Source organism: Micromonospora sp. USAFONa4 (genome assembly GCF_057197825.1).
The window spans coordinates 3,591,873-3,616,903 of record NZ_CM170072.1 but is presented as its reverse complement, the minus strand read 5'-3'; the positions used below and the strand labels follow the sequence as shown (position 1 = coordinate 3,616,903).

General features: G+C 73.6%; 22 protein-coding genes. 15 read left to right on the top strand and 7 right to left on the bottom strand.

Annotated features, from left to right (window positions below; translation table 11 throughout):
- Window positions 1-160: 160 nt before the first annotated feature.
- Entirely contained in the window at window positions 161-799 is a 639-nt protein-coding gene (locus AC0OO9_RS15915) for a phosphatase PAP2 family protein (protein ID WP_484510938.1), read from the top strand.
- Window positions 800-896: 97 nt separating this feature from the next.
- Here AC0OO9_RS15915 and AC0OO9_RS15910 read toward each other — a convergent pair whose 3' ends face one another.
- Complete coding sequence (locus AC0OO9_RS15910) at window positions 897-1,673, bottom strand: prepilin peptidase (protein ID WP_484510937.1); 777 nt, start codon at window positions 1,671-1,673, stop codon at window positions 897-899.
- A gap of 578 nt (window positions 1,674-2,251) precedes the next feature.
- Between AC0OO9_RS15910 and AC0OO9_RS15905 the strand changes: the two genes are divergently transcribed.
- The 12 genes from AC0OO9_RS15905 to AC0OO9_RS15850 all read left to right on the top strand — a co-directional run bounded on the left by AC0OO9_RS15905 (window position 2,252) and on the right by AC0OO9_RS15850 (window position 11,678).
- Window positions 2,252-2,818, top strand: coding sequence for a hypothetical protein (locus AC0OO9_RS15905; RefSeq protein WP_484510936.1), 567 nt, complete (start codon window positions 2,252-2,254; stop codon window positions 2,816-2,818).
- A complete protein-coding gene (locus AC0OO9_RS15900) occupies window positions 2,815-3,798 on the top strand; it encodes a hypothetical protein (RefSeq protein ID WP_484517963.1) in 984 nt (327 codons plus the stop codon). Before AC0OO9_RS15905 ends, AC0OO9_RS15900 begins: the two co-directional genes overlap by 4 nt.
- Window positions 3,799-3,853: 55 nt before the next feature.
- Complete coding sequence (locus AC0OO9_RS15895; protein ID WP_484510935.1) at window positions 3,854-4,513, top strand: SAF domain-containing protein; 660 nt, start codon at window positions 3,854-3,856, stop codon at window positions 4,511-4,513.
- 2 nt (window positions 4,514-4,515) lie between these two features.
- Complete coding sequence (locus AC0OO9_RS15890) at window positions 4,516-5,316, top strand: CpaE/TadZ family protein (protein WP_484517831.1); 801 nt, start codon at window positions 4,516-4,518, stop codon at window positions 5,314-5,316.
- The gene (locus tag AC0OO9_RS15885) at window positions 5,306-6,838 is read left to right on the top strand and encodes a TadA family conjugal transfer-associated ATPase (protein ID WP_357576914.1); all 1,533 of its coding nucleotides are present in this window, start codon (window positions 5,306-5,308) and stop codon (window positions 6,836-6,838) included. Before AC0OO9_RS15890 ends, AC0OO9_RS15885 begins: the two co-directional genes overlap by 11 nt.
- Before the next feature lie 6 nt (window positions 6,839-6,844).
- Window positions 6,845-7,744, top strand: coding sequence for a type II secretion system F family protein (locus AC0OO9_RS15880; protein WP_484517830.1), 900 nt, complete (start codon window positions 6,845-6,847; stop codon window positions 7,742-7,744).
- Between the two features lie 166 nt (window positions 7,745-7,910).
- On the top strand, window positions 7,911-8,789 hold the full coding sequence (locus tag AC0OO9_RS15875; RefSeq protein ID WP_132232352.1) for a type II secretion system F family protein: 879 nt from the start codon (window positions 7,911-7,913) through the stop codon (window positions 8,787-8,789).
- Window positions 8,790-8,815: 26 nt separating this feature from the next.
- On the top strand, window positions 8,816-9,025 hold the full coding sequence (locus AC0OO9_RS15870) for a hypothetical protein (RefSeq protein ID WP_132232354.1): 210 nt from the start codon (window positions 8,816-8,818) through the stop codon (window positions 9,023-9,025).
- A gap of 75 nt (window positions 9,026-9,100) precedes the next feature.
- Entirely contained in the window at window positions 9,101-9,523 is a 423-nt protein-coding gene (locus AC0OO9_RS15865) for a TadE/TadG family type IV pilus assembly protein (protein WP_484517962.1), read from the top strand.
- Window positions 9,508-9,987, top strand: a complete 480-nt coding sequence (locus AC0OO9_RS15860; protein WP_484517829.1) for a TadE/TadG family type IV pilus assembly protein — start codon at window positions 9,508-9,510, stop codon at window positions 9,985-9,987. The genes AC0OO9_RS15865 and AC0OO9_RS15860 overlap by 16 nt, the downstream gene beginning before the upstream one ends.
- Window positions 9,984-10,415 carry a pilus assembly protein TadG-related protein gene (locus tag AC0OO9_RS15855; protein WP_484517828.1) on the top strand — a complete coding sequence of 144 codons (432 nt, stop codon included), beginning with the start codon at window positions 9,984-9,986 and terminating at the stop codon, window positions 10,413-10,415. Before AC0OO9_RS15860 ends, AC0OO9_RS15855 begins: the two co-directional genes overlap by 4 nt.
- Window positions 10,416-10,430: 15 nt before the next feature.
- On the top strand, window positions 10,431-11,678 hold the full coding sequence (locus AC0OO9_RS15850; protein WP_484517827.1) for a LysM peptidoglycan-binding domain-containing protein: 1,248 nt from the start codon (window positions 10,431-10,433) through the stop codon (window positions 11,676-11,678).
- A gap of 31 nt (window positions 11,679-11,709) precedes the next feature.
- Here the strand turns inward: AC0OO9_RS15850 and AC0OO9_RS15845 are convergent, their stop codons facing one another.
- Window positions 11,710-12,561 carry a Rieske (2Fe-2S) protein gene (locus AC0OO9_RS15845; RefSeq protein WP_484517826.1) on the bottom strand — a complete coding sequence of 284 codons (852 nt, stop codon included), beginning with the start codon at window positions 12,559-12,561 and terminating at the stop codon, window positions 11,710-11,712.
- Between the two features lie 165 nt (window positions 12,562-12,726).
- Here AC0OO9_RS15845 and AC0OO9_RS15840 point away from each other — a divergent pair, with 165 nt between their 5' ends.
- Both AC0OO9_RS15840 and AC0OO9_RS15835 read left to right on the top strand, forming a co-directional pair.
- Window positions 12,727-13,644 carry an EamA family transporter gene (locus AC0OO9_RS15840; protein WP_484517825.1) on the top strand — a complete coding sequence of 306 codons (918 nt, stop codon included), beginning with the start codon at window positions 12,727-12,729 and terminating at the stop codon, window positions 13,642-13,644.
- Window positions 13,645-13,684: 40 nt separating this feature from the next.
- Window positions 13,685-14,428, top strand: a complete 744-nt coding sequence (locus AC0OO9_RS15835) for a crotonase/enoyl-CoA hydratase family protein (RefSeq protein ID WP_484517824.1) — start codon at window positions 13,685-13,687, stop codon at window positions 14,426-14,428.
- 60 nt (window positions 14,429-14,488) lie between these two features.
- Here the strand turns inward: AC0OO9_RS15835 and AC0OO9_RS15830 are convergent, their stop codons facing one another.
- The 5 genes from AC0OO9_RS15830 to AC0OO9_RS15810 form a co-directional block, all read right to left on the bottom strand.
- The gene (locus AC0OO9_RS15830) at window positions 14,489-18,181 is read right to left on the bottom strand and encodes a discoidin domain-containing protein (protein WP_484517823.1); all 3,693 of its coding nucleotides are present in this window, start codon (window positions 18,179-18,181) and stop codon (window positions 14,489-14,491) included.
- Between the two features lie 176 nt (window positions 18,182-18,357).
- Window positions 18,358-21,231: a galactose-binding domain-containing protein gene (locus tag AC0OO9_RS15825; RefSeq protein WP_484517821.1), complete on the bottom strand. Its 2,874-nt coding sequence runs from the start codon at window positions 21,229-21,231 to the stop codon at window positions 18,358-18,360.
- Between the two features lie 212 nt (window positions 21,232-21,443).
- Entirely contained in the window at window positions 21,444-23,027 is a 1,584-nt protein-coding gene (locus AC0OO9_RS15820; protein ID WP_484517820.1) for a glycoside hydrolase family 13 protein, read from the bottom strand.
- A gap of 137 nt (window positions 23,028-23,164) precedes the next feature.
- A complete protein-coding gene (locus AC0OO9_RS15815) occupies window positions 23,165-24,052 on the bottom strand; it encodes a carbohydrate ABC transporter permease (protein ID WP_484517818.1) in 888 nt (295 codons plus the stop codon).
- Window positions 24,053-24,064: 12 nt separating this feature from the next.
- Window positions 24,065-25,021: a carbohydrate ABC transporter permease gene (locus AC0OO9_RS15810; protein WP_484517817.1), complete on the bottom strand. Its 957-nt coding sequence runs from the start codon at window positions 25,019-25,021 to the stop codon at window positions 24,065-24,067.
- Between the last annotated feature and the right edge of the window lie 10 nt (window positions 25,022-25,031).

The following is a 25,031-nucleotide window of genomic DNA, read 5'->3' as shown; positions in this document are numbered from 1 at the left end:
GAAGTCCGACGTACCGGGCCAATCGAAGCAGATGGGGCTGAGAGGTCGCTGAGACGAAAGTCGGGGCCACCACCCGACCAATGCACACTGCGCCCGACTTCCAGGTATTCCAGGGTTGTCTGGGAGCTGAACGAGGTATGAACGATCCGTGAGGTGAATCATGATTGATGCGGACACGTCGGACGTTCCGAAGATCAGTGTCGAGTTGTACCAGGACATCGTCGACTTCGCCGCCGACACCCCGCAACCGGTGCAGTGGTTCGCCGAGCACTTCACCGAGGGCGCGATCCTGCTGCTCGGCGCGCTGTGGCTGATCGCGGCCGTGTCCCGGCTCGGGGGCGGGCCGCGCGACCGCGCGTACGCCCTGGTGTCGCCGGCGCCGGTGGTGCTCGCGTACGGGTGCAGCGAGCTGTTGAAGACGGTGGTGGACCAGGAACGCCCCTGCCGGGCGATCGCCACCGAACTCGCAATCATCGCCAGCGAGTGCCCGCCGACGGGCGACTGGTCGTTCCCCAGCAACCACTCCACGATCGCGGGTGGCCTGGCGGTGGCGACGCTGCTGCTGTCCCGCCGGGTCGGCCTGGTGGCGCTGCCGCTGGCGGCGCTGGCCGCCTTCTCCCGCACCTTCGTCGGCGTGCACTACCCGCACGACGTGGTGGCCGGTGTCCTGCTCGGCGCCCTGTTCGCCGCGCTGCTCACCCCGCTGTTCGCCCGCCCCGCCGCCGGGCTGCTGCACCGCCGCGCCCGCCAGGCCGAGCGCCCCGTCCGCGATCCGGCCACCCCGACGTCCCGCCGCTGACCGCTCGCGGGACGCGGATCCTGCCCGGACGGAGGGCCGGCGCGGACGGGAGGCCGCCCGGCCAGGAGGGGAGCGCGGGCGGCCGGCGCCCGCAGGATCAGACCAGAAGGAGGGCGGCGAGGGCGCCGAGGACCAGGAACGGGCCGAACGGGAGGTGGCTGCGCCAGCCGACACGGCGGGCGGCCAGCAGCGCGACGCCGACCACCCCGGAGAGCAGTAGGGCGAGCACCAGCCCGGCCACCGGGACCGCCCAGCCGTACCAGCCCAGCAGCGCGCCGACGCCGAGCGCCAGCTTGGCGTCGCCGAGGCCGAAGCCGCGCCGGCCGAGCAGCAGCGTGGTGGTGGCGAAGAAGAGCGCCAGCGCGACGCCGGCCACGGTGGCGCGCAGCCACGGGGCCGGGCCGGCCCCGGCGAGGGCGGCAAGCCCCAGCAGCAGCCAGGTCCCGGCGGCGGCGGGCCAGGTGAGCCGGTCCGGCAGCCGGCACACGGCCGCGTCGACGAGGACCAGCGGGATCGCCCAGCCCAGCCACCAGGCCGTGGCGACCAGCACGGCGGCGGGCGGCCCGAGCAGCACCAGCGCCCCGACGGCCGCCGCGAGGGCGAGTTCCACCGTGCCGGGCGGCGGACCGACGCGCGCCCCGCACCGCCCGCACCGCGCCGTCGGGCCCAGCGCCGGCCAGGGCCGGGCCAGCCCGACCGGGGCGCCGCACGCGTCGCACCCGGTCCGGGTCGCCACCCCCGGCGGTACGGCGTGCCGGATCACGGCGAGCCGGAGCGCCGGGGCGAGCGCGAGTACGGCCAACAGCCGCGCCCCGCGCGCGGCGACCCTCGGTGCGGTCGGCTCCGCCACCGCCGGCGGCCCGGTCAGCGCCACGATCGCCCCCGGAGGCAGGCACCGGCGACGACCACGCAGGGTAACGCCATGAATGCCTGCCGGTAACGGGCGGAACGGCCCGCACCCCTCCCCCGCAATGCGCGGCGTCGGGCGCGGAAATGGCGCGTCCATATAGACGGGAATCCCACCCTGACGGAATAGCGACGCGTCGGCGCGGGGGACGGATCGGACCAGACGCCACGTCCGGGACACGCACCGGCCGTCTCGGCGACGCCTCGCCCATCTCGTGCGCTTCCCACGCCGGCGCCCCACCGATTCCCGCCACCCGACCCGCCCGCACCGGCCCCGATCACCCGCCGCCACCACCTGTCATCACGCAGAGTGTTCGAATGAATTGCCCCTGTTGCATCGGCGAGCGTCAGCCTATGCTCGCCCCTTGGGTGTGGTGCAACCCACAGCCAAAAGACAGGACGACGCGGGACAACGCTTTTGTAGAGATCCGTAACGGCAAATGCGTCGGCGATTTCCGACAGGTCCGGACGACCCCGTCCGACCACGCCGCCGCATGCCCGGAGGCCACCGAGACCGGCCCCGGGTCGCCACCGAGGAGGCACGACGTGCGCGGACGGCGGTTCAGCCGATGGGCAACCTGCCTGCTCGCCATCGCGGCGCTCGGCGCGGCCCCCGCCTGCGGTGCCGAGCCCGGAGCGACCCCCCGGGCGGCGACCGCCGGGGACGCCCCCGCCCCCACCCACCGGGCCGCCGACGAGCAGGCGGCGAGGAAGGCGGCGCTGGCCGCGTACGCCGGATATCTCGCCGCCTCCCGCAAGGCGAGCGGGCGCGGCGACCCCCACCATCCGGAGCTGTCCCGGTTCCTCGCCGACCCGCTGCTGACCCGGGTCCGGCTGACCATCCGCAAGGCGAAGGAGCACGGCGCGATGCGTACCGGCACGTTGGTCTCCGACCCGACCGTGACCTCGGTGAGCCTGGATTCGAGCCCGCCCACGGTGGAGATCCAGGACTGCCTGGACGCCACCGGCTACCGGCTGGTCTACGCCAGGGACAAGCGGGTCGTGCCCGGCACCGGCGGGACGCGGCACCTGGCCACCGCCACCGCCACCCGCTACCCGGACGGCCGCTGGCTGATCAGCGCCGGTGCCGCCCACGAGGACCAGCCGTGCTGACGCGGGCGGGATCCGACGCCGGGGCGGCCCACGCCCGTACCGCCGACGGTGACGGCCGGGGTGGGACGGCCCGCCGGTCGCTCGCGGGCGCCGCCCTGGCCCTGCTGCTGGCGCTCGGGGCGGCCGTGCCCGCGATCGCCGCAGGACGCGCGGACCCCGGCGCGGAGTGCCCGCCGGGGCAGAGCGACTGCAGCGTCTGGGACGACGATCCCGGCACCCCGGGCGACCCCGGCGGCGGCGGGGACGACGGCGGGGGCGGCGACTCGGGCGGCGGGGGCGGCGGCGCCAAGTGCCAGTGGAACGGCCGCACCGTCAAGTGCTACGACAGCGTGCTCGGCTGGTTCAACAACGGCGACGGTTGCTACTACAAGCTCGCCGAACCGCAGCCCGAGGCCCCCGAGGGCCAGCAGTGGTACGTGCGCACCTGCAACGGCGGCAGCCTCGGCTCCCAGACCACGGTCCTGCGCGACGCCCCGCCGCCCGGCTTCGGCGCGCCGCCCGACCCGGAGGAACTCGCCCGGCGGGCGCTGGCCAAGATCACCATCGCGGCGCCCCGGATCGCGGTCGCCCCCCGACGCAGCAACGGCCCCGGCCTGGTCGGGCTGCCGGTCTGGATGTGGGGCCGCAACGACGACCGGAAGTACTTCGGACCGACCCAGCGGGCGTCGGAGAGCGAGCGGGGCCTGACCGTACGGATCACGGCGACGTTCGACCGGATCGTCTGGAACATGGGCAACGGCCGCAAGGTCACCTGCTCCGGCGCCGGTACGCCGTACCGGGCCGACGGCCCGCTCGCCGGCCACCCCTCCCCCGACTGCGGCTACCGGGGCTACCCGAAGGCCGGCGACTACCGGGTGCGGGCCACGACCTACTGGACGGTGACCTGGCAGGGCGGCGGCCAGAGCGGCGTCATCCCGGTCAACCGGACCACGGGAACGGTCCCGGTCCGAATCAACGAACTTCAGGTAGTGGCCCAGTGAGCGCGAGGAGTGAGCCGGTCTTGCGAACCCCGCAGTCGCGAACGGAGATGGTCCGGTGAGTGTGGCGACCCGGAACGGAACCGGGCCGGTGGACGCGCCGGTCGCCCCGCCCCGGGTGGTGCGGCAGCGCCGGATGCGGCCCGGGCTGCTCGGCCTGGCCGTCCTGCTGATCGCCCTCGGCGGCCTGGGGGCGGCGTTCGCGGTCACCTCCGTACGCGCCACCGGCAGCTACCTGGCCGTGGCCCGGGCGGTCGAGGTCGGCCGGCAGGTCAGCGCCGACGACCTGGTCCCGGTGCAGGTGGCCGGCGGCCAGGGGCTGTTGCCGGTGCCCGCCGGCCGGCTCGACGAGGTGGTCGGCAAGCGGGCCGCCGTGGCGCTGACCCCCGGCACGCTGCTGACCATGGCGCAGCTCACCGACGACCCGCTGCTCGGCCCAGGCCAGCAGCAGCTCGCGCTGGGCCTGAGCCCCGCCGAGGTGCCCGCCCGCAGGCTCCACCCCGGCGACAAGATCCTGCTGGTGAGCACGCCGGACGGGAACGACGACCGCCCCGCGGGCGCCGCCACCCGGTTCGAGGCGACGGTCATCGACGCCGTCACCTCGGACGACGACGACGAGGTGGTGGTCTACCTGGCGCTCGCCGTCCGGGACGTGCCGGCCGTCGTCGCGCTGTCCAGCCAGGAGCGGATCGCCCTCGTACTGACCGAGGCGGCCTGACCATGGCGATCATCGCGCTGGTGTCGGCGAAGGGCTCCCCGGGCGTCACCACCGCCGCCCTCGCGTGCGCCCTGACCTGGCACCGGCGGCTGGTGCTCGCCGAGTGCGACCCGGCCGGCGGGTCGATCCTCGCCGGCTACCTGGGCGGCGCGCTCGACGGCCCCCGGGGCATCGGGGAGCTGGCGGTCGGCGAGTTGCGCGACGGCAACCTGGAGTCGGCGTTCTGGTCGCAACTGGTCGACCTGGACGCGCCGAAGCGGGAGCGGCTGCTGCTGCCCGGCGTCGTCGACCCCGCCCAGGCCGGCAGCGTCATCCCGCTCTGGCAGCGCTTCGCCGACTTCTTCGGCAGCCTGGAGTCGGGCGACCCGCCGTACGACGTGGTGGTGGACTGCGGGCGGCTGCACGTCGTCGGTCCACCGTGGCCGGTCCTGCGCGCCGCCTCGGTGGTGCTGCTGGTCAGCGGCGCCCGGCTCCCCGACCTCTCCGGCACCCGGGCCATGGCCAGGACGATCGAGCGGGACTTCGCCGAGCACCGGGTGCCGCCGGGCACCCTGCGGCTGCTGCTGGTCGGCGACGGCCACGGCAGCGGCGAGGTCAGCAAGGCGCTGCGGCTGCCGGTGATCGCCCGGATGCCGCACGATCCGCGTACGGCCGAGGTGCTCGGCCTGGGCGGCACCGTGCGGGCCGGACGGCCCCTGATGCGCGCGGCCGGGGCCCTGGAGGTGCCGGTCGGTGCGCTGCTGGAACGCCGGCGCGCCCGGCTGACCTGGCCCGTGCCGCAGGGGGTGCCGGATGCGGTTTGAACCGGTCTCCGGCGACCCGCGCCGGCAGCCGCCCGGCGCCACCTCGACCGCCCCGCCGCTGGCCCCGCCCAACGGGCGCCACCATCCCCTCCCGCTGCCGGTGCCGGTCACCGCGCCGCGGCCCGAGCCGCCGCCCCGGCCCCGGGTCGACTTCCAGGTGGTACGCGAGCTGCGCCGGGAACTCAGCGAGCGGCTGGCCCTGTGGCAGCGCGGCCGGGAGTTCACCGTCGACGAGGAGGACACCGAGCGCGCCCGGCTCGCCGTGACGGTGGTCGCCGAGTACGCGGACGCGGTGCGCCGGGCCGGTACCCCGATGGCGGCCGGCGAGGAGCGGCTCCTGCTCGACCAGGTGACCGCCGAACTGGCCGGGCTCGGCCGCCTCCAGACGCTGCTGGTCGACGACACCATCGAGGAGGTGCACATCCTCGGCTGCGACCAGGTGCGCGTCACCCGCCATGGCGGCGGGGTCGACTGGGTGGAGCCGATCGCCGACAGCGACGACGAGCTGGTGGAGATCCTCCAGGCGGCGGCCCGCCGGGCCGGGGCCACCGAACGCTCGCTGTCGACGTCCAAGCCCACCCTCGACCTGCAACTGCCCGACGGCAGCCGGCTCGCCGCGGTGTTCCTGGTCAGCCACCGCCCGTACGCGGTGATCCGCAAGCACAACACGCTGGACGTGAGCCTCGACGACCTCGCCGGGGGCCGGGGCGACCTGGACGAGATGATCGACCCGCTGGTGCGCGACTTCCTCCGCGCGTCCATGCGGGCCGGGCTGAACATCATGGTGGCCGGCCTCGCGGGCGCCGGGAAGACGACAGTCATCCGGGCGCTGATGGACGAGATCCCGGCCGACGAGCCGTACGTGCTGCTGGAGGAGAGCCGCGAGCTGCTGCCGGCCCGCCGCCGGCTCAAGCACCGGGCGGTGATGAGCTTCGAGGCCCGGGAGGGGCACGGCGAACGCGGGGCGGACGGCCGCCCGGCCGGCGAGGTGAGCATCGCCGACCTGATCCCGGTCTCCCTGCGGATGGGCGTGCTGCGGATCATCGTCGGCGAGGTCCGGTCCCGGGAGATCGTCCCGATGCTCCAGGCCATGACGACCAGCCGCGGCTCGATGTGCACCATCCACGCCCGTACGCCCGCCGGGGTCAGCGAGCGGATCATCGAGCTGGCGCTCGCGCACGGCCGGGAGATGACCGTCGACCAGGCCCGCCGGATGGCCGGCAACGCGCTCGACCTGATCGTCTACGTCACCGTCGAGGACGAGACCGCGATCGGCGGGCGCAAGCACCGCTTCGTCTCGCACGTCGAGGAGGTCATCGGCGTCGGCGACGGCAACCGGATCACCACCACCCAGGTGTTCGGGCCCGGGCCGGACGGGCGGGCCGTGCCCCGGCACCTGCCCGAGCGGGTACGCGCCCAGCTCCTCCGGGTCGGCTACGACGCCCGGCTGCTCAGCCGCTGGATCGAGGCCGGCACGGGCGCGTGGCGGCGGCCCCGGCAGACCCGGCTCGGGCGGCGGTGACCGGAGGTGCTGGACAACGTCGAACTCGTCGCGGTGGCCTCCGGTGCCGCCTGCGTGGCCGGGCTGCTGCTGGCGGTCGTCGCGCTGGTCGGCACCCGCCGGCCGCCCGGTGGCCCGGGCGCGGGCCGTGGGCTCGACCGGCTCTGGAAGGGCCCGGGCGCCACCCCGCGCGAGCAGCGGGCCCACCAGGCGCTGCTGGTCGCCGCCCTGGTCGCGGGTGCGCTGGCCTTCCTGGTCACCGGCCTGCCGGTCGTCGGTCTGCTGGTCGCGGTGGCCGTCCCGGGCACGCCGTGGCTGTTCTCCGTCGGCAGGGCCGAGCAGCGGGCCATCGCCCGCATCGAGGCGGTCGGCGAGTGGACCCGCCGGCTCAAGGACGTCTCCGCCACCGGCCAGGGACTCCAGCAGACGATCATCGGCACCGTCGGCACCGCACCCGACGAGATCCAGGAGGAGGTACGGCTGCTCGCCGCCCGCCTCCAGGCCGGTTGGCTGGCCCGCTCCGCGCTGCTCGCCTTCGCCGACGAGATCGGCGATCCGGTCTGCGACCAGGTGGTGGCGGCGCTGATCCTGCACGTGACCGACCGGGGCGAACGCCTCGGCGACGTGCTCGGCTCGATCGCCGGGGCGGCGGCGGCCGAGGTGGCCACCCGCCGGGAGATCGAGGCGAAGCGCACCCAGCCCCGGTTCGCGGTCCGCTTCCTCACCGGGATGACCCTGGCCACCGTCGCGTACGGGCTGCTCAACACCGAGTACGTCAGCCCGTACGGCACGCCCTTCGGGCAGCTCGTGATGGCGACGCTCGGCGCGGCCTTCGTCGGCCTGCTGGCCTGGGTGCGGTCGATGAGCCAGCCCCGCCGGCCGGCCCGCTTCCTGCCGGCCCCGGACCCGGAGGAGGTGCTCCCGTGAGCGCGAGGAGTGAGCTTGCGAGCCCCGCAGTCGCGAACGAAAGGCAAGCACCCGTGAGCGCGAGGAGTGAGCTTGCGAGCCCCGCAGTCGCGAACGAAAGGCAAGCACCCGTGAGCGCGAGGAGTGAGCTTGCGAGCCCCGCAGTCGCGAACGAAAGGCAAGCCCAGTGAGCGTCGTCCTCAACTGGCAGCTCGCCGTCGCCGTGTGCGGCGGGGCGGCGGTCGGGCTGGGCGCCTTCCTGGTGGTCCGCGAGCTGGTGCCGGCGACCCCCGCGCTCGGGCCCGCGCTGCGCCGGCTGCACCAACCGGTCGGCGCCGGGCAGCTCGCCACGCCCGCCGACCGGCGGCTGGAGTGGCTCACCGGGCTGTCCCGCTGGCTGCGGCCACCGCACCGGCAGCTCGCCCTGATCGACCGGACGCCCGAGCAGTACGCCCTGTCGATGCTGCTCTCCGCGCTGATCGGGCTCGCCGCGCCGACGCTGCTCGGCGGCACCCTGTTCGCCGTCGGCATCCGGCTACCGGTGGTCGTACCCGTGCTCGGCAGCCTCGGGCTGGCGCTGCTCTGCGCCCTGATCGCGCACCGGTCGGTGCTGGACCGGGCGGACAAGGCGCGCGACGAGTTCCGCCAGGCCGTCTGCACCTACCTCGACCTGGTCGCCCTCCAGCTCTCCGCCGCGCACGGGCCGGTGCAGTCGCTGGAGCGGGCGGCGGCGGTCTGCGACGGCTGGGTCTTCGACCGCATCTCCGAGTCCCTGCGGATCGCGCAGATGCAGATGCACTCGCCGTGGGACGAGCTTCGCGACCTCGCCGAGCGCATCGGCATCCCGGAACTGGGCGACGTCGGGGCGATCATGCGCTCCTCCGGCAGCGAGGGCGCGCAGGTGCACGAGACCCTGCGCAGCCGCGCCGACTCGCTACGCGACCAGATCCGCACCGACAACCTGGCCCGGGCCGAGGGGGTGACCAGCCGGCTCGACATCCCCGGGGCGCTGCTCGTCTTCGTCCTGCTCGGCTTCGCCGTCTATCCGTTCATCGCCCGCCTGTGATCCGCCCCCGAGAGAAGGAGCACGTCATGTCCGTCATCACCCGCCTGCACGTCGTCGTGTCGACACGCCTGGCCGAGCTGCGCGAGGACGGCGAGCGGGGCGACAGCCCCGTACCGACCGCAGTGATCATCTTCGGTCTGGTCGCCGTCGCGATGGCGGTCACCGCCACCGCCCTCGGTGCCGCCAACGACTGGATGGACAACATCCCGACCCACCAGGCTCCGGACCCGAAGTAACGCCGGGCCGTGCGCCGGACAGACTCCGTCCCGGGACGCCGGGCGGCCACCGCCGCCCGGCGCCCCGCCCTGGCCATCCCTCGGGGAGTCGGGGCGGCTGCCGCCCGGCGGCTCGTGGCCGGCGGGGTCGACCGGGGGGCCAACCCGGTCGAGTTGGCGGTGGTGATGCCGGTGATCCTGCTGCTGCTCTTCGCCTCGATCCAGGCCGCGGCCTGGTTCGTCGCCCGCTCCACCGCGCTCAACGCCGCGCAGAGCGCGGTCAACGCGCAGCGGCTGCACCAGGCGCCGCCCGGGGCCGGTGAGGCGCGGGCCGTCCGGTTCCTGAAGGCCTCGGGCGGCTGGCTGGTCGGCTGGAAGAATCCCGCACCGAGCTGCGAGACCACCGCGACCGAGGTGACCTGCACGGTGCGCGGGCGGTCCCTGTCGGTCGTACCCGGGGTCACCTTCCCGGTGCACCAGACCGCGCACGGGACCGTGGAACGGTGGACCGTGCCGTGAGCCGTACCGCCGAGCGGGGCTCGGTCTCGATCGAGGTGGCGGTGCTCGCCCCGGCGTTCATCGCGCTGATCGTGCTGGCCGGCGTCGCCGGGCGTACCGCCGTGGCGGCCGAGGCGATCGACGCCGCCGCCCACGACGCCGCCCGCGCCGCCTCGATCTCCCGGGACGCCCGCACCGCCCGCGCCGAGGCCCGGGACGCGGCCCGCCGGCAGCTCGACTGGCGCGGCCTGAACTGCGTCGGCGCTCCCGAGGTGACGTTCAGCGGCGCGGTACGCGGCGCCCCCACCAGCTTCGACGCGGCGTTCCGCAGCCCGGCCGGGCAGGACGCCTCGGTCACTGTCCGGATCGCCTGCACGGTCTCCTACGGGGACCTGCACCTCTCCGTCCTGCCGGGGATGCCCGCCGGCAAGCGCGTGTCGGCGAACTTCACGTCACCGCTGGACCGCTACCGGAGCCGGGGATGACCGCCGTGGCCGGCCGGCACGACGAGGGCCGGGTCAGCATCTTCCTCGCGGTGGCGATGGTCGGCGTCCTCTCCGTCATCGGCCTGGCCTTCGACGGCGCGGGTCAGCTGCGCACGTTGCAGCGGGCCGACAACCTCGCGGCCGAGGCCGCCCGCGCCGGCGGCCAGGCCATCGACCGGGCCAGCGCCATCGAGGGCGGGCCGACCCGGATCGACCGCCCCCAGGCCCGCCGGGCCGTCGCCGGTTACCTCGCCGCCGCCGGCGCCGCCGGCCACACCGTCAGCTTCCCGGTCGTCGACGGGGAGACCCGGGTCCGGGTACGCGTCACCGTCACGCACCAGCGATCCATGCTCGGCCTGCTCGGCTTCGACGAGACCGTCACCGTCTCCGGTGAGGCGACCGCGCGGCCGCTCACCGGGGCACCGTAGGAAGGGAAGGCAGCCATGGCCGCATCGGGGCGTTCCGTCGTACGACGGACCGGACGCATCCTGACCGGGTTCGGCGCGCTCGTCGTGCTCTGCGCGGTGCTGGTCGGCGCGCCGGTGGCGCTGCTCGCCCTCGCCGGCAACCCGCTGCCCGACCACCTGCCCAGCGTCACGGAGATCGGTTCGACGCTGACCAGCCGGGACGACGGGCGGCTCTTCCTGCGGGCCCTGGCGCTGGCCGGCTGGTTCGGCTGGGCCACGTTCGCCTTCTCCGTCCTGGTCGAGCTCTGCGCGCAGGCGCTACGCCGGCCGGCGCCCCGGCTGCCGGGGATGAGTCGCCAGCAACGGGCCGCCGCCGCGCTTGTCGGTTCCGTCGCGCTGATCCTCGCGGCCAGCCCGGCGGCGAGCGCGGCGACGGCGGTCGCCGGCCCGTACGTCCTGCCGGCGGCACCGCCCGCGGTCGCGCGGGCGGTGGTTGCGGAGGCCACCTGGCCGGGTCCGGCCGCGCACACCTGGTCCACCCCGGTCGCCTCGTCCGCTCCGGTGACCTCGTCCGCCTCGGACGACGGTGCGGCGGTCTACCGGGTGGCCCGGGGCGACCACCTGGGCGCGGTCGCCCAGCGCTACCTGGACGAGTTCGCCGACTACCGGGAGTTGGCCGAGCTGAACCGGCTCGGCGACCCCGACGAGATCCACCCGGGCCAGCTGTTGAGGCTGCCCGGGGACGCCGAGGACCGGGGGGCCCGCCGGCACGCCAACGGCCGCCTCGTCGCCCGCCCGACCCCGCCCGCGCCCGCCCGGCCGGCCCCGCAGCCGGCACCCGGGAAGGTCGCTCCCGAGCGGGCCACACCGCCCCCGGCGGAGAGGGACGCCGGTCAGGCCCCGACGGTGACGGTGGGAGCCGCCCGGGCCGGCGAGCCCGATCGGGTGAACCGGCCCCTCGCGGTCTCCGCCGTCCTGGCGGTGGCGAGCATCGTCGGCGCGCAGATCGGCGCGGTCCTGGGCCTGCGCCGCCGCCCGGCCCACGTACCGGCAGGTGCGGCCCGGAGCACGGCCGCCGCCCGCCGGGGCAGCACCGCACGCGGCACCACCACGGCCAGGCGCGGCACGGGTCACCGGGACGCCCGCACCACCCCACGCGGCGGCGCGACCGGTGTCGACCGGGGCACGGAGACCGGTACCCACGACAGCGTGCCGACCGGCCACGGCCGGACCCGTGCGGGTTCGTCCCACGACACGGCGACCGGCCGCCACCGCCGCCCCTGACTCCCGGGGCCGGGAGGCCGCCGGGCGCCGGTCAGGGCAGGCGGGTCTCCAGGACGCCGTCGACGACGCGCGTCGGCAGGATCTGCTGGTCGTTGCCGGAGGGTCCGTGCACGACCTCGCCGCCGTTGAGGCGGAAGGCGCTGCCGTGCCACGGGCAGACCACGCAGTCGTGCCCGTCGATCTCGCGCACCTCGCCCTCGCCCAGCGGGCCGCTCTGGTGCGGGCAGCGCTCCAGCATCACGGTGACCTCGTCGCCGTGCCGGTAGAGGATCACCGAGACGTCGTCGACCTCCCGGGTGATCAGCCTGCGCTCCGGCAGGGCAGCCATGTCCGCGATCGAGTGCCAGCCGTCGCTCATCCGGTGCAGCTCGGAGATGCTCTGGTTGACCTGCGCGCCCTGCTTGTACGCCAGGTGCCCGCCCAGGTACGCCCCCATGCTGGCGGCACCGAGCCCGAGGAAGCCGAGCGTACGGCCGAGGTTGTGCCGGCCGGTCATCCGGGCGGCCACCGAGCCGGCGTAGAACGCCAGGCCGACGCTGTTGGACGCGGCGTGCACCAGGCCGATCCGGCGCTGGTCGCGAGCCAGGGCCGCCCAGTCGTTGAGGCCGGCGACCGCGGCCGGGAGGGCGCTGACGGTGCCCACCGCGCACAGCGTGGCGGCGGCCCGGCGCTGCCCCGGCATCAGGTCCAGCACCGCCGTGCTGAGCCACGCGCCCACCGGCACCTGCACCATCGCCGGGTGCAGCGGATGGCCCAGCCAGACGCCGTGCAGCAGGTCGCGGACCCGCTGCGGTCGGAGGGTGGCCTGGACGGCACGCTGCAACCGGTCGCCGACCCGGTCCAGCCCGGATGCCTGCTCGATCTTCGTCAAGAGTGCTCGCACCCGTACCGACTTCCCGGCAGGAGCCCCCGCAAACCGGTCGGCGGTGACGGATCCGCAGCGGTACGTGGTCGCGCCCCCACCGACCCGTAACGGGACGCCCCACCGAGGTCGGCGGGCGTGGAAATCGGGTCGCGGGCCGCACCGTCCACGGCCACTGTGGTCCGGGTGTACGCACTCTCCTCCCGCCCGCTGCCGGCCGGTCGACCGGCGACCCGACTGAGCGTCGCGCTGGGGCAGCCCCGGGCCGTGCCGCCCCCGCTGCTGATGCTGCTGGGCATGCTCTCCACCCAGGTCGGGGCGGCCGTCGCCAAGCAGCTATTCGGCAGCACCAGCGCCGGCGGCACCACCACGCTGCGGCTCGGCTTCGCCGCGCTCATCCTGCTGGTCCTGGTCCGGCCGGGGCTGCGCCTGGGCTGGCGTACCGCCGGTCTGGTCGGGGCGTTCGGGCTGGCCCTGGCGGTCATGAACCTCGCCTTCTACGCGGCCCTGCACCGGGTGCCGCTGGGCGTCGCGGTCACCATCGGCTTCGCCGGGCCGCTGCTGGTGTCGCTCGCCGGCAGCCGCCGCCTCGCCGACGTGGCGTGGGCGGCGCTGGCCGGCGGCGGCGTGCTGCTGATCAGCGGGCTCGGCGGGACGGGGGTGGACCGGCTGGGCCTGCTGTGCTGCGTGGCCGTCGCGGTCGGCTGGGCCGCCTACGTGCTGCTCGGCAAGGCGGTCAGCGCCCGGGTGCCGGGCAGCCGCGGCCTCGCGCTGGGGATGGCCGTCGCCGCGCTGGCCGTGCTGCCGTTCGGGGTCGCCGGCAGCGGTACGGCGCTGCTCGACCCGTGGACCCTCGCGCTGGGCGCGGCGGTGGCGCTGCTGTCGTCGGTGCTGCCGTACTCGGCGGAGATGGCGGCGCTGCGCCGGATGCCGGCCCGGGTCTTCGCGGTCCTGCTCAGCCTGGAGCCGGCGATCGGGGCGCTGGTCGGGCTGGTCCTGCTCGGCGAGCTGCTGGCCTGGCCGCAGGCGGCGGGGGTGGCCTGCGTGGTCGGCGCCGCGCTGGGCGCCACCCTGGTCCGCCCGGGCCGGTCCGCCGCACCCTGACGCCTGGCGCCGCCGGCACCGTCGGGGGCATGCTGTCGGCATGGGCGTACGCGTCGAACGCGCCGCGGCGGTGACCACGGTGATCCTGGACCGCCCGGCGGCCCGCAACGCGGTCGACGGGCCGATGGCACGGGCGCTGGCCGACGCGTTCCGCGCCTTCGAGGCCGACCCCGACGCGGCGGTGGCCGTGCTCTGGGGTGCCGGCGGCTCGTTCTGTGCCGGGGCCGACCTGAAGGCCATCGGCACACCGAGCGGCAACCGGGTGGAGGCGCAGGGGGACGGCCCGATGGGTCCGACCCGGATGACGCTCAGCAAGCCGGTGATCGCCGCGATCTCCGGTCACGCGGTGGCCGGCGGGCTGGAGCTGGCGCTCTGGTGCGACCTGCGGGTCGCCGAGTCCGACGCGGTGCTCGGGGTGTTCTGCCGCCGCTGGGGGGTGCCGCTGATCGACGGGGGCACGGTCCGGCTGCCCCGGCTGATCGGCGAGAGCCGGGCGATGGACCTGATCCTCACCGGCCGGCCGGTGCCGGCCGAGGAGGCGTACACCATGGGGCTGGTCAACCGGCTGGTCGCGCCGGGTGAGTCCCGGGCGGCGGCCGAGCGGCTGGCGGCCGAGATCGCCCGGCACCCGCAGACCTGCCTGCGCAACGACCGGGCGGCGATGCTCGCCGGCGCCGGCCTGCCGGAAGCGGCGGCGCTGGAGGTGGAGCTGGCGTACGGGATGGAGTCGCTGGCCGCCGACGCGGCGGCCGGTGCGGCCCGCTTCGCCGCCGGCGAGAGGTGAGGAAGGGCCCCTTACTAACGCTATGCGTCAGGAAGGGGCCCTTTTTCACACCCGGGTGGGTCAGTTGCGGTTGATGGTGAACGTCGAGGTGGTGTTCTGGATGTCCACCGCGTTGTTGCTCAGGCGAAGGTTGTTGAAGGTGACGGACCCGACGGCCGGCCCCTGCCCCGCCTCCGGCATCGGGTTGGCCCAGATGCCGAAGCCGGACTTCGCGTCGTACGCGTCACTGCTCTTGCGGGCGCCGCTGATGGAGACGTTGGTGAAGACCGTGTCGGTGATCGGGAACTGCGGCTGACCGCCGACGTAGTTGGTCTGGAACATGATGCCGCTGTAGGTCGGGTCGACGATGTCGACGTCGCTGACCCGGATGCCCTGGAACACCTTCGAGGCGGAGAAGATCCAGATCGCCGGGAAGGTCTGCGCGCCCCAGAAGTGCCCGCCGGCCCGGACGATCGAGATGTTCTCGAACCGGGTGGGCGGGCTCGCGCCGAAGCCGTTCATCGGGTAGCCGAAGTCGAGCGAGCTGATGGTGATGCCGGAGTAGACAAGCGTGTCCGCGATGTAGATGTTGCGGAACGTGTTGCCGTAGCCGCCGTAGACGGCGACACCGGCGGCCCGCCAGGTCAGGGTCGAGGTCAGGTTCTCGTAGATGTTGTCCTTCATGTCGGCGCCGCCCGCGTCGATCGCCGAGAACAGCGCGAAGCTGTCGTCGCCGGTGGCCCGGGCGTCGTTGTTGCTGACCAGGTTGTTGGTGCTCCCGTTTGTCATGTTGATGCCGTCGGCGAACATGTTCCGGATCCGGGAGTTCTTGATCGTCATGTAGTCGGTGTTCGCGCCCCAGTAGAGGCACACCATGTGCTCGTTCCAGATGTTGTCGATCACGATGTTCGACACGTTGGAGAAGTCGAACACCTTGCCCGGCCCGTCGATGCGCGAGGTGTAGTTGCCGAAGTAGGCGAAGTTCGCGAAGGACGATCCGGCCGCCGAGTTCTCGGCCCGGAAGCCGATGTCGGTGTTGTCCTGGCCGGACGGGGCGTTGAACCGGGTGTACCAGGGGCCGGCGCCGGTCACCTTGACCGCCTTGCCGTACACCTGGAACTTCGACGCCGTGGAATAGTTGCCCGCCGGCAGGTACACCCCGACGAGGTTGCCGGTGGTGTCCATCCGCACCCGGTCCAGGGCGTTCTGCACATCGGAGTGCGTGAAGCCGGTCGGCGTGGCGTAGCGCGCCGGGTCCGGGTTGGCGATCGGCGCCACCTGCTCGGTGTTGATGAAGTCGATCGCGTACGTGGTGGTGTTGGCCGGGTCCTTCTGGAGGCGGATCCTGCTGCCCGCCGGCACGGTCGAGTTGAGCATGACGTTGGCCTCGTCGTAGATGTGCCGCGGTCCGCCCGCGCTCGGCGAGTTGCCCGGGCTGGCCTCGTTGCCGTAGAGCCAGGCGTACCGGGACGTCAGGTCGATGGCCTTGTGGAACGTGCCGTTGACGTAGACGTTCAGCGTCGAGTTGATCCCGCCGCCGCCCGGCGCGTCCGGGATGGAGAAGCGGGTGACCAGGGTGTTGGTGCTGGCCCGGGTGGTCCACTCGACGTAGCTGCCGGTCGAGTTGAGGGTCACCGCCCGCCGGCCGGACGCCTCACCGGCCAGGTCGCCGACGGTACGGTTCGGCCCGACGACGCTGGCGCCGCCACCGACCACGCCGTCCTCGGCCTCGTACATGTCGTACGGCATGTTGGCGCCGCGCCCCACGAAGAGCGCCCGGTCGCTGGTGTTGTTGCCCTGCTTGACCGGCAGCTCGTTGCCGTCGGCCGCGAGCACCACCCGGACGGTGTACTTGCCGTTCGCGGCGGTCCAGGTGCCCAGGTTGACCGGGCCGACGGTCGCCCCGGCGTTGATCACCCCGGAGTACGAGCCGGTCAGGGTACGCACGACCGTGCCCGCCTCGTTGAGCACGGTGAGCGTGATGCCGTGCGCGCCCGACGCGGAGGCCACGCTGCCGGCGTTGCGGATCGACACGGAGAAGGTGACCGTGTTGCCGGCCGCCGGGGTGCCCGGCGACCAGGCGACCGCGGCGGCGACCAGGTCGGAGCTGGCGACCGGGCTGACCACCAGCGGGCTCGGGTTGGTGTAGCTGTTGTTGGTGTCGTCCTGCTCGACGACGGTGTTCGACTCGTCGACCTTCGCGCTCAGCGGGTAGCTGCCCGCGTCCCGGTTGCCGATGTTGGCGGTGACCGTGGCCGAGGCGCCGGCCGCCAGGCCGCCGACCGGCGCGGTGCCCACCCGGTTGGTGCCGAGGTAGAAGTTGACGTTGGTGGCGCCGGAGGCCGCCGAGCCGGCGTTGCGGACGGTGGCCGAGAGCGTGACGGCGCTCGTCTCCACGGGCGCGGACGGGCTGAACGACATGCCGGTGACGGTCAGGTCCGGGTTCGGCGCCGGGGTGCCGATGACCTGGAACTCGGCGACCTGCCCGGCCGGGGCGCCGGTGTTCGAGGCGATCGAGAGCCGCACGTCGGCCGCCGCGCCGGAGACCGGGATGGTCACCGTGTTGCCGCTGGCCGGGCTGAAGGCGTAGTTCGCCGCGCCGACCAGGGTGGTGAAGGTCGAGGAGCCCTGGTCCCGCCCGAGGACTGTGATGTTCTGGGTACGCGCCCCCCACGCGGAGTCGGGGTTCAGCTTCAGCACGATCCGGCTGAGGTTGGCGTTGGCGCCGAGCTGCACGGTCAGCGTGCTCGGGTTGCCGTTGCCCTCCCAGTAGGTGGCCACGTTGTTGTCGTTGGCGTTGGTCGCCACGAACGTGTGCACGTGCCCGGAGGCGGTGATCGGCTTGCCGACCGCCAGGTTGTTGCCGACGGGCGGGTTGCCGGTGCCGGTCCGGGTCACGGTGTTGCTGTTCGCCGACTGGTTGCCGGCCGCGTCCCTGGCCCGGACCTGGTACGAGACCGTGGCGCTGTCCGGCTGGCTGTCGGTGTACGTCAGCGTGGAGCCGTTGACGCTGCCGCGCAGCGCGCCGTTGGCGTACACGTCGTAGCCGGTGACCCCGACGTTGTCCGTGGACGCGGACCAGGTGAGCCGGATCTGCCCGCTGGCGGGCTGGGTGTACGCGAGGTTGCCCGGGACGCTGGGCGCCTGGGTGTCGGGGTTCCCGGCGGCGCCGTAGACCTCGACCTCGGAGAACTGGGCGGCCGGCCAGCCGGTGTTGCCGGTGACCTGCACCCGCACGTACCGGGTGCTGGTCGCGGTGAAGCTGACGGTGACGGTGTTGCCGGTGGCCGGGTTGAAGGTGTGGCCGCCGGACGCCTTCAGGGTGGTGAACGACGAGCCGTTGGTGGAGCCGAGCACCGACAGCGTCTGGGTGCGGGTCTGCCAGTCCGACGAGGGCGGCAGCTTGAGCACCACCCGGTCGACGCTGACGGTGGCGCCGAGGTCCGCCTGGATCCACTGCGGGAAGGCGTTGTTGGCGCTCTCCCAGTAGGTGGCCGCGTTGCCGTCGTTCGCGTTGCCCGCCACGTAGTTCTGGTTGTGGCTGCTGGCGGTCATGGTGGCGGAGAGCCCGGCGAGCAGGGCCGCGCGGGCGGCAGTCGCGGTCGGGTCCGCCGGTGGCGCGGCGGCCGCCGGGGTGACGGCCGGGACGGCGGTGAGGAGCAGCCCGGCGAGCACGCCGGCGAGCAGCCGCCGGTTGGCCGGGCGGGTCGACCGGGGGACGGGGCGGGGCGCGCCGGCCGGCGCGGTCCCGGGTCTGGTGCCGAGTCTGGACATGGGTCGCTACACCTCTTTCGGGGGTGGGGTGCGGGTGCGTTGCCCGGTGACGGGCGCAGGGGTACGCCCGTCGTGCCGCGACAGGTGGGGGACGGTGCGGGGTGATGTCAGGGCGGCGCTGCGCCGGGCCGCCCGGACTCCGATGGCCCCCGCCGGGACGGGCGGGGGCCATCGGGCTAGCTGGAGTGGACCTCGAACTCGCTGAGCTGGCCGGCGGGCCAGCTGCTGTTGCCGGTGAACGTCAGCCGCAGGTACCGCTGGCTGGTCGCCGCGAAGGTCACGGTGACCGTGTTGCCGGTGGCCGGGTCGAAGGTGTGGCCGCCGGACGCCTTCAGGGTGGTGAACGACGAGCCGTTGGTGGAGCCGAGCACCGACAGCGTCTGGGTACGGGTCTGCCACGCCGAGGACGGCGGGAGCTTGAGCACGACCCGGGACACCGTCCGGTTTGCGCCCAGGTCCACCGTCAGCGACTGCGGGAAGGCGTTGTTGGCGCTCTCCCAGTAGGTGTTCGGGTTGCCGTCGACCGCGTTGGCCGCCACGTACACGTCGGCGTGGCTGGTCGCCGCGGCCGGTCGACCGAGCGCCAGGTTCCCGGCCGGGGGTGGGGTGGTCGGCGGCGGGGTCGTCGGGGGCGGGGTGGTGGGGCCGCCGCCGTACACCTCGAACTCGGAGAGCTGCGCCGCCGGCCAGCCCGTGTTGCCGGTGACGGTCAGCCGGACGAACCGGCGCTCGCCGGCCGGCACGCTGATCGACACCGTGTTGCCGCCGGCCGGGTCGAACGTGCGCCCGGCCGACCCGGCGAGGGTGGCCCACGAGGAGCCGTCGGTCGAGCCGAGCACCGACAGCGTCTGGGTCCGGCGCTCCCAGCCGGCGGGCAGCTTCAGCACCACCCGGTCGACGGTGCGCGCCGCGCCCAGGTCGACGGTCAGCGACTGCGGGAACGCGTTGTTGGCGCTCTCCCAGTAGCTGGCCGCGTTGCCGTCCACCGTGTTCGTCGCGACGTAGTTCTGGTTGGTGCTCGTCGCGGTCACCGGCCGCCCCTGCGCGAGGTTGCCGCCGGTCGGGGGCGGGGTGGTCGGCGGGGGCGTGGTGGGCGGCGGGGTGGTCGGGGGCGGGGTGGTCGGCGTCGTCGGGGGCGGGCTGGTGGGGCCGCCGCCCCACTGCGGCTCAGGCCACGGCCCGCAGTACGGCGTCGACGTGTACCAGCCGGAGTTGCCGGTGCCCTGGGTGATCTGGAAGCCGCTGCCGACGCAGTTGTGCATCGGGTTGGCCTGGGCGATCCCGGTGGCCCGCACGTTGGTGAAGGACACCTGGCTGGGCGCCTGCACCTGGAGGGCGTACGTGCCCGCGCCGTCGATCCGTACGTTGTTGAAGCTGATCCCGCTGGTCTGTCCCTCGATCCAGTGCAGCGCCGCGTACGAACTGTCCAGGATGTCGGTGTCGGTGACGTTCACCGCCGCGCCCTGGATGGGCTCGTTGAGCGCGGAGAACCAGATGGCGCCGACGCCGAAGCGCCAGTTGTAGTCCGAGTTGCCGTTGCGGATCAGCGTGTTCCGGGCGACGGTGATCGTCCCGGAGACGGCGGTCGGGCCGGTCACGCCCGGGTAGCGGTTGGCGACGTGGATGCCGCCGCCGTTGGTCACCGAGTCGGCGGTGACGTTGTCGGTGATCTTGATGTCCCGCCCGCCGTAGGTCACCAGGTGGTTGGCGAGGATCGTCACGCCGATCGTGTTGCGGGTGAAGGAGTTGTTCACGTTCGGCACGCTCTGCGCCCACATGGCGAGGGCGTCGTCACCGGTGTTGCGTACGAACGTGTTGGTCACCGTGGAGTTGGTGACGCCCCAGTGGAAGTTCACCCCGTCGGCGGTCTGGTCGAGGATCCGGCTGTTGCGGATGGTGAAGTTGTCCATCGGGCCGTCCATCCAGGCCCCGACCTTGGTGTGCTGCATCCAGACGTTGTCGACCACCGAGTTCGACATCGCCCCGCCGATGGCGTTGACCTGGTCCTCGTCCACGCGTTCCCGGATGTCGCCGATGATGGCGAAGTCGCGCAGCGTGACGTTGCGGCTGGGTCCGCCGGCCTCGTGCGGCCGGATCTCGCCGCTGTAGCCGCCGCCGGGGACGTACTTGCCGTAGATGCCGGCGGCCCGCTTGCGGTCGGTCGGGTGCCGCCCGCCGAGCACCGAGTACCACGGGCCCGCCCCGCGCAGCGTCACCCCGTCCACGACGACGTGGTCCCAGAGGGTGAACGTTCCGGCCGGGATCCAGACGGCCCGACCCTGGGCCTTGCCGGCGTCCACCGCCGCCTGGAACTTGGCGGTGGAGTCGGTCGCCCCGGTCGGGTCGGCGCCGAAGTCGGTGACCACGTCGAGCACGCCTGTCGGCTTCGCGATCGGGGCGCCCACCAGCTCGAAGTCGGCCAGGTCGATGGTGAAGGTCGGCGACTGGGCGGTCGAGGAGACCTGGAGGCGGATCTTCGTGCCGGCCGGGTACGTGGTCCCGAACATGGCCCGGGTCTCGTCGTAGAAGTGGTGCGGGTTGGTGTCGCCCGGGTTGTTGTTGAACGGGTATCCGCCGTAGTACCAGCCGTACCGTGAGGTGACCGGCACCGCCTTGACCAGCGCGCCGTTGGCCCGCAGGTCGATGCTGGCGTCCCGGCCGGTGCCGGCGGCGTTGTCCGGCAGGCTGTAGCGGAAGGTCACCGCGTTGGCGGGCGCGGTCAGGGTGAACTCGACGTACTCGCCGACGGCGTCGAGGGTGACCGCCTCCCGGCCGGACGCCTCGGACGGCAGCGTGCCGTAGCGGCGGTCCGGGCCGATCCTCGTGCCGGTGTGCGCGACCTCCTCCGCCTCCTGCTCGACGAACGGGACGGTGGCGCCCCGCCCCGGGATGTCGAACGGCGAGAGTCCCGCCGCGCGGGCCGGGGTCGCGGTGGTGGTCAGCGCGACGACGGAGATCGAGGCCGCCGCGAGGGCGGTTGCGGCGAGGGCGGCGAGCCCCGCGCGGATGCGGTGTCTTCGCTGGTGGTGCGGGGTGGTGTGGTCGGCCATGAGCGGCGCTCCCTTTCCTCAGGTGGCCAGGTCCCCCGTGTCGTGCGGTGCGGTGCGCGTACCTCCCTGTCGGCCTCGGCCGGCGCGGGCCTGCGGTGGGCGGTGCCGGCGGCCGGGACGGGCCGCCGGCACCGTCGGGGTCGGGCCGGTTCCGACCGCACCTACTCGCGCGGCCGTCGCGGCGCCCCCGGGTGTAAGGAAGGGCCCCTTCCTTACACCCGTAGCCAGACGGCGGTGTCCGGCGGCAACCGGTCGTCGTCGAGCGGCCCGCTGGCCAGCAGCCGCTCGGTGTGGGGCGGCAGCGGCACCGCCGTGTCCGAGAGGTTGACCAGACAGGCGAAGCCGGGTTCCCGCCGGAACGCGAGCACCCCCTCGGGGGCGGGCAGCCAGCTCAGCTCCCCGTCGCCGAGGGCCGCCTCGGCGCGCCGGACGGCGAGGGCGGCCCGGTACAGCTCCAGCATCGAGTGGACGTCGCCGCCCTGGGCGCGGGCGGTGCGGTCCTTCCAGTCGGCCGGCTGGGGCAGCCAGGGCGCTGCCGTCGCGTCGTCGGGGCTGAAGCCGAACGGCGGCGTCTCACCGGACCAGGGGATCGGGACGCGGCAGCCGTCCCGGCCGGGATCGATCCCGCCGGAGCGGAAGTGCATGGGGTCCTGCCGCAGCTCACGCGGGATGTCCTCGACCTCCCAGAGGCCCAACTCCTCGCCCTGGTAGACGTAGGCGGCGCCGGGCAGCGACAGCGACAGCAGCGCGGCGGCCCGGGCCCGGCGGGTGCCCAGTTCCAGGTCGGTGGGCGTTCCCTCGCGCTTGGCCGCGAAGCTGAACGTGGTGTCCGCCCGGCCGTAGCGGGTGACGTGCCGGGTGACGTCGTGGTTGGAGAGCACCCAGGTGGCCGGCGCGCCGACCAGCGCGTGCACGCTCAGCGTCCCGTCGATGCTCTCCCGCAGCGCCGAGGCGTCCCAGGCGCAGCCGAGGAAGTCGAAGTTGAACGCCGTGTGCAGCTCGTCCGGGCGCAGGTAGTTGGCGAACCGCTGCCGGTCCGGCATCCACACCTCACCGATCAGTGCCCGGTCGCCGGGGTACTCGTCGGCGATCCGCCGCCAGTCGCGGTAGATCTCGTGCACCCCGTCGAGGTCGCGGAACGGGTGCGGCCGGCCCGGCAGCGTCTCGGGCAGCGTCCCGTCCTTGACCAGCAGGCCGGCCGAGTCGATCCGGACGCCGTCCACCCCGCGGTCGAACCAGAACCGCAGGATGTCCTCGAACTCGGCGCGCACCCTGGGGTGGTCCCAGTTGAAGTCCGGCTGCTCCGGGGCGAACAGGTGCAGGTACCAGTCGCCGGGGGTGCCGTCCGGGTTGGTGGTCCGGGTCCAGGTCTCGCCGCCGAACTCGCCGACCCAGTCGGTGGGCCGCTGGTCGCCGTCCGGGCCCCGGCCCGGGCGGAACCAGAACAGCTCGCGCTCGGGGGCGTCCGGGCCGCCGGCGAGCGCCGCCTGGAACCAGGGGTGCGCGTCGGAGCAGTGGTTCGGCACCACGTCGACGATGCTCCTGATGCCGAGCGCGTGTGCCTCCGCGATCAGCGCCTCCGCCTCGGCCAGGGTGCCGAAGACCGGGTCGATGTCGCGGTAGTCGGCCACGTCGTAGCCGGCGTCGGCCATCGGGGAGGGGTACCAGGGGCTGAACCAGATCGCGTCGACGCCGAGCGCGGACAGGTAGTCCAGCCGCGACCGGATGCCGGCGATGTCGCCGATGCCGTCGCCGTCGCCGTCGGCGAAGCTACGCGGGTACACCTGGTAGATCACCGCTCCACGCCACCACGGACCTTTGTCTGCTCTGGACACGAGCACCTGCTTTCTGCGTCAGTGCGTCGGCGGGTTCGCCGGACCTTGATGTGTCCCGGGCAAACAGCCGTTGTTCGCCGCGGAGGGTTGCGCCGGGGCTATCCCTTGAGGCTGCCCGTGGTGAGGCCGGACATGATGTTCCGCTGGAAGATCAGGAAGACGATGACGGTCGGGATCGCGGCGATGACCGAGGCGGCGACCACCACGTTCATGGGCGTACCGCCCGAGAAGGCGTAGATGCCGACGCTGACCGTCCGGGTCTCGGGCGACGGCATGACCAGCTTCGGCCAGAGGAAGTCCTTCCAGACCGCGGTCACGGCGAAGATCGAGACCACGCCGAGGATGGGGCGCGACATCGGCAGGACGATCGACCAGAGCGTGCGCAGCGGGGTCGCCCCGTCCATGAGGGCCGCCGCCATCAGCTCCTCCGGGATCGAGTCGAAGAACCGTTTCAGGAGGAAGATGTTGAACGCGTTCGCGACCAGGGGCAGCCAGATCGCGAACGGCGAGTCGAGCAGGTTGACGTGCAGGATCGGCAGGTCGATCACGGTCACGTACTGCGGGACGATGAGGACCATCGCCGGGATCATCAGCGTCGCCAGCATCAGGCCGAGGATCACGTTGCCGAAGATCGGCCGGAGCTTCGACAGGGAGTACGCCGCGGCGGTGTCGAAGACGAGTTGGAACAGGACCGCGCCGGCCGCGTAGTAGAAGGTGTTGAACAGCAGCTTGGCGAGGTCGAGGTTGTTCCACGCCTCGACGTAGTTCTGCGGCTGCGGATCCTTCGGGAACAGCGACGGTGGGGTCTGCGCGATCTCCTGGCCCGACTTGAGCGCGCCGGTGACCATCCAGTAGAGGGGCCCGAGGAAGACGAGCGTGAAGCCCGTCACGACGACGGCGAGCAGCACCCAGTAGATCACCCTGCCGCGCCCCCGCCTGAGCTGGGCGGGGGAGACGAGTGTCCGGGTCCCGGAGTCCTGTGCCATTCCGCGTCCGTCCTAGTCCTGTTTCGCAGTCAGCCGCACGTAGACGGCGGAGAACCCGGCCAGCACCACGAGCATGATCACGCCGAGCGCGGCGGCGCCGTTGAGGTCGTTCTGGAAGAAGCCGTGCTGATAGATGAGGTACGCGACCGAGGTCGCCGAGTCCTCCGCGCCCGCGCCGTTGGCGAGGATCAGCGGCTCGATGAAGAGCTGCATGGTGGCGACGATCTGGAGCATCGCCAGGAGCGCGAGGATCAGCCTGGTCTGCGGGATGGTCACGTGCAGGATCCGCCGCCAGATCCCGGCGCCGTCCAGCTCGGCCGCCTCGTAGAGTTCGCCGGGGATGTTCTGCAACGCCGCCAGATAGATCAGCACCGCGCTGCCCATGTTCATCCAGGTCGACGCCAGCACCATCGCGGGCATCGTCATGTCGGGGGACTGCATCCACTGCGACGTCGGCAGGTGCAGCGCCTTGAGGATCGCGTTGAGGAGTCCCGCGTCGCTGGGGTCGTACGCGTAGAACTTGAACAGGAAGAGCGCCGAGGCCGGCGGCAGCATCACCGGCAGGTAGACCAGGATCCGCAGGTACCCCTTGGCGTGGCGGAACTCGTTGAGCAGGATCGCCACGAAGAACGGCACCACGTACCCGAGGACGAGCGCGAGGACCGTGAAGTAGAAGGTGTTCTTCCAGGCGGTCCAGAAGCTCGGGTCGTCGAGGATGCGGGCGTAGTTGTCCCAGCCCACCCAGGTGGTCTCGCCGCGCCGGGTGCGCTGGAAGCTCATCACGATGCCGCGGATCATCGGGTACCAGGAGAAGACCGCGAAGCAGAGCACCGCACCGATCAGGAACGCGTGGCCGGTGAGGTTGTCCCGCACCTTGCGGCCGAGGCTCGTACGCTGCGGCCCGACCGGGGACGGCGACGCGGGACGACCCGTGTCTCTGGTGGTCCCCGGGGCGGAGAGGATCGCCAAGGCAACTCCT